This window comes from Runella sp. R5_40 (assembly GCF_057652295.1).
In genome coordinates, this window is record NZ_JBYFCH010000054.1 from 1 (window position 1) to 3974 (window position 3974).

General features: G+C 33.6%; 5 protein-coding genes. 1 reads left to right on the top strand and 4 read right to left on the bottom strand.

Translation table 11 applies throughout. From position 1 onward, the window contains the following. Positions 1-208: 208 nt before the first annotated feature. The 4 genes from AC23N5_RS31275 to AC23N5_RS31290 form a co-directional block, all read right to left on the bottom strand. Positions 209-745: a replication/maintenance protein RepL gene (locus tag AC23N5_RS31275; RefSeq protein ID WP_183980792.1), complete on the bottom strand. Its 537-nt coding sequence runs from the start codon at positions 743-745 to the stop codon at positions 209-211. Between the two features lie 337 nt (positions 746-1082). After that, complete coding sequence (locus AC23N5_RS31280) at positions 1083-1538, bottom strand: hypothetical protein (RefSeq protein WP_487758539.1); 456 nt, start codon at positions 1536-1538, stop codon at positions 1083-1085. Positions 1539-1542: 4 nt separating this feature from the next. Beyond that, complete coding sequence (locus AC23N5_RS31285; RefSeq protein ID WP_487758540.1) at positions 1543-2331, bottom strand: hypothetical protein; 789 nt, start codon at positions 2329-2331, stop codon at positions 1543-1545. 134 nt (positions 2332-2465) lie between these two features. Then, positions 2466-3101, bottom strand: coding sequence for a hypothetical protein (locus AC23N5_RS31290; RefSeq protein WP_487758541.1), 636 nt, complete (start codon positions 3099-3101; stop codon positions 2466-2468). Positions 3102-3173: 72 nt separating this feature from the next. On the opposite strand from AC23N5_RS31290, the gene AC23N5_RS31295 reads away from it, so the two are divergent. Further along, entirely contained in the window at positions 3174-3803 is a 630-nt protein-coding gene (locus AC23N5_RS31295; protein ID WP_487758542.1) for a hypothetical protein, read from the top strand. Positions 3804-3974 lie beyond the last annotated feature (171 nt).

Here is a 3974-nt window from a genome sequence, read left to right on the forward strand (position 1 = left end):
GGGTGGAGATTTTTTAGCCAAAACCCGAAGGGCTTGACCTTTACAAAGCTGGAACAGGGAATTATTTTTGCATGGGAAAAAGGAAAAGGCGAGGTAAGAGCATAAAAAAGTCGTTTGTAAAATGTTTACAAACGACTTACCTTACACACTTGTGTACGGCTTAGCTTATCCCTTCTCGGGTTGCATCCCTGCAGAGCCTCTGTTTGTTTCAGCTAATATCTTTATTCTCAAAGTCTTTTATAGATTGATGCTGATTTTTTCTTACCCGCTTTATAGGTTTTTTAACTGCATGACCTAATAAACTTGTATTAAATAAGGGTTTATCATCTTTTTGTTCACACTCTGCAATATATACCTTAGCATCAAACATTGCATACTTTTTTCCTTTAGCATCTGATTTCCATGCTACTTGGGCATTAACAGCATATATATTCGTATTTCCCGATTTTAGGACATCAATAGCCTTCTTTTCCTTTAAATACAAAGTAGATCTAAAAATTGTCGTTCTATGTAAGTTCATAGCCTCTGCTAATGCTTCTTGACTAATAACTAATGCGTTACGCCTATCCATATGTTGTAATAACCATACGAACATTTTAACCGCAGTAGGATTTTCTCCAGTCATTTCAATTATCAAATCTAACTTATCTAAATAAAGTTGAACAAATTTATCATTAACTAACTCTAATTCTCCTGTATGATAATTAATAATTTCCTTTTCGTGTGACATAAAATTATGTTGCATATAGTGAAACATTGTTGCGTCATTGCTGCACAAATATAAAATTTTTATGCAACATAATGATGCAAGAAAGAAATAAAATGAAGTTTTTTTGCATCATTATGTTGAAACTATGTTGCATAGCTTGTGCAACACTATTGTTGCAGAGTGTGCAACATAGCTTCAATATAAATACCTCATAACTAGATAGTTATACATTTTTTTTCTTCTGTATCTAATAACTGATAAAAAAGGGACTTTTTTTTGGTAGGTAGAAAGGACTTTTGTGTGTTAGTGATTGGGGGCCAGCCCCCACACCCCCGGGATTTTTTTTAGGCATGAGCCGTGCCAAGTTGTGGAATTATTCTTCTTGTGTCGCTCGACGATAACGCAAAGCTAACTTTGGGTTTCGCCTAGACACTTTTTGAAAATCTGATTCATAACTCGCAACCAAACGCCGCTGTTCCTGGGCTTGATGGTAATGGTGGTAGCACACACCCCCCAAGATCCAGGACAAAATTCCCAATACGCTCAAAAAGATAATCGCTGAAATTCCAGAACTGAAGCCAATCAAACTTCCCCCTGTTTGAATCCTTAATGGAATTTTTTCAATATGCTGCTCGATGCTGCTCTCAAGCTCTTTGAATTTCTGTGATGTGTCTCCTAGGTAAGTCTTCAGCTCCTGGCCAATAAGCTTTGTCTCTACCTTGACTGGTGGTAAAGGACGGTTCAAATTTTTCTTGAGTAATTCTTCAATCTCCACAAAGCGTTGTTCTAGCTTTTCTTGTTTTTCAATCAAATCATTTAGAATTTCCATCGGATTATAGTTTGAATCCCCTATTTGTTTTTTGTTCTTCAAGCTGCTTTAATTCGCTCCTTCCTACCTCAATTTTCTTTTCCAGATGATTTTTGTTCGCTCGTAGCAACGTATTTTCCTCTTCAAGGCGTTTTTTTTCGCTTTTGAGACCATCAATCTCCTTTTTGAGGGGAATAGCTTGTTCAATTACTTTTTGAGCCTCTGTGAGCCCATTTTTGAGCTGATGTAAATTTTGTAAGTTTCTTATCTCCTGTTGAGTTTTGAACTGAACTGCATTTAAGTGCTTAATGCTGCTATTGTGGCCACGCTCTAAATTCAGTTCTCCAGCGACAATACTTTGGAATTCGCTCATATCTTCTCGATTGAGCTTGATGCTTTTTCCCGTCTGATGATTCGTCCAGTCGAATACCATGTGAGCATGGTAGTTAGGTCGCCATTCATTTGTTATCTTGTCATAGTGACCTTCGTCTTTGTGACAGTAACCTTGAATTGTTTTTATTCCAAAGCGTTGCTCTAGTACTCTACTTAGCCGTTTTAAGTCCTCTGCTGTATGATGCTTGTTGATTAAAAGTACGCCTTCTCGGATAGGTGTAGCTTTATCTTGCATCTTTCGACCCGTTTTCTCCTTACAGTTTCGTTCTGCAAAATTTTTGGCTTCTTGAATGCTTTTTAGGTGGAAACTACTATTCAAATAGCTTAAATCACTTCGGACGTAGGATAAAGCTTTTAGTCGCTGATTGTGTGATTCACTACCACCTTTCACTGGTACAATGTGTATGCTGCTCTTTCCCATATGATTATACAACTTTTTTAAACGGGTGCAGGGTGTCCTTGCCGAACTCAACTACAGCGTAGTTATAGTGAGCTATAACTACGCTGTTTAAAAAAAATCTAAGAACAGAAAATTCTTAGATTTTTTTTAAACAATTAAGCCATCGCCATACCCTCTCCTCTACCTATAGGATCTAAGCAACTCATATATGTTTTACTATATACCCAATCAGCAAATATATATGCAAAATGAGGATCTCCATAAACTTGAAGAGCGTACTCAAAAGCATTCCAAGATGCAGCATAAGCATCACTTGAACAAGAGGAAATTCGGGCATTTGCTTTTGCATCTTTATTAAGAATTAAAGCCACTTCATTAAATGTTAATGAGGGATAAATCTTTAATAAATTAGAATGAATAGACTTAATAATACTAAGCCTAGTATTTCTTAAATCTTCTACTGGTTTTGTAATATCTAAAATAGAAGAAACTAATTCCAAATCTTTGGTTTTGAACATATCAAACTTGTTTGTATATTTGTTTATAATGTTATTATAAACAAATTTCTGTTCTTTTGTTGTATTACTTATGATTTGCGGCATTAGTTCTTGTATCTTTTGGTCAGTTTCCAAGTAATTATTATATTGACTCATACCTTTTATTGAGTTAAGAATTCTTTGCGAAGAAGGATTTGGAGAAATAAGAACTTCTTCATTATTTACTTGACAAGAGGTTAGGAACGAAATCAGAAACATTAATAATGTAACTCTGTAAAGATTGTAAATTTTCATAGTTTTAAAATTGTTAATTGTTTGACCATTTTTAAAAAACACGTGTAAGTTAACTATATTTTGTAAAATATCATGAATTTTAAATTATCTTTTTTTGTATTTTTTATTGGTATATTATTTTGTACTAAATGTTGTTATTGTCAAAGTATATATAAAAATCACAAAGGTATATTGTATGAGAATAACAAAGAATTATTCAGAAATGATAAGTTTCCTTTCTTTGTAAGAGGAATTTATAGTCTGGATACTCTGTTTATAGAACCAAAATTAACAAAAAGTGATTCTGTAAATATTTATAAATCAATGCTTAATGAAAATAATATAGGTTGTAACATAATTTTAGATTATTTATACAAAGCGATACCAAATAATTTAATAACCATCGATATAACAGAGGATTCTATGAAGTTTGTTAACCTTTGTTATTCACCTATCCTCAAATCTACTTTTTGGCATAAAAACATTAAAAGTTATTCAGAGTATATGAACCCAGTAAAACTTGGATATGTTACTGTCGAATTTTCTTTAAGTAATTTTGACGGATTCCATTCAAAGGCTACATTTGACTTTCCTGAATTAGTTCTAAGATTTAAGGGATATATTGATGGTTTAGATAATAAGTATCTAATATCAGGAGAATTCGTAATGGTAAAATATAGACATTTTAAGGATAATTCTTTAAGAGAAGTGAAAAGGCCATAATAAACCTCTAAATATTTTTTCCTTTTTCCCCTGCTTTTCAATAATTCCCTGTGGAAGGTTTGTCAAGGTTTTTGGCTAAAAAATACTACCCGGAGGGTGGAGATTTTTTAGCCAAAACCCGAAGGGCTTGACCTTTACAAAGCTGGAACAGGGAATTATTTTTGCATGGGA

What these genes read in the sequence shown, in the direction of transcription:
- AC23N5_RS31275 (WP_183980792.1), bottom strand. Translation starts at nt 745, where the DNA reads ATGCAACATAATTTTATGTCACACGAAAAGGAAATTATTAATTATCAT.
- AC23N5_RS31280 (WP_487758539.1), bottom strand. Translation starts at nt 1,538, where the DNA reads ATGGAAATTCTAAATGATTTGATTGAAAAACAAGAAAAGCTAGAACAA.
- AC23N5_RS31285 (WP_487758540.1), bottom strand. Translation starts at nt 2,331, where the DNA reads ATGGGAAAGAGCAGCATACACATTGTACCAGTGAAAGGTGGTAGTGAA.
- AC23N5_RS31290 (WP_487758541.1), bottom strand. Translation starts at nt 3,101, where the DNA reads ATGAAAATTTACAATCTTTACAGAGTTACATTATTAATGTTTCTGATT.
- AC23N5_RS31295 (WP_487758542.1), top strand. Translation starts at nt 3,174, where the DNA reads ATGAATTTTAAATTATCTTTTTTTGTATTTTTTATTGGTATATTATTT.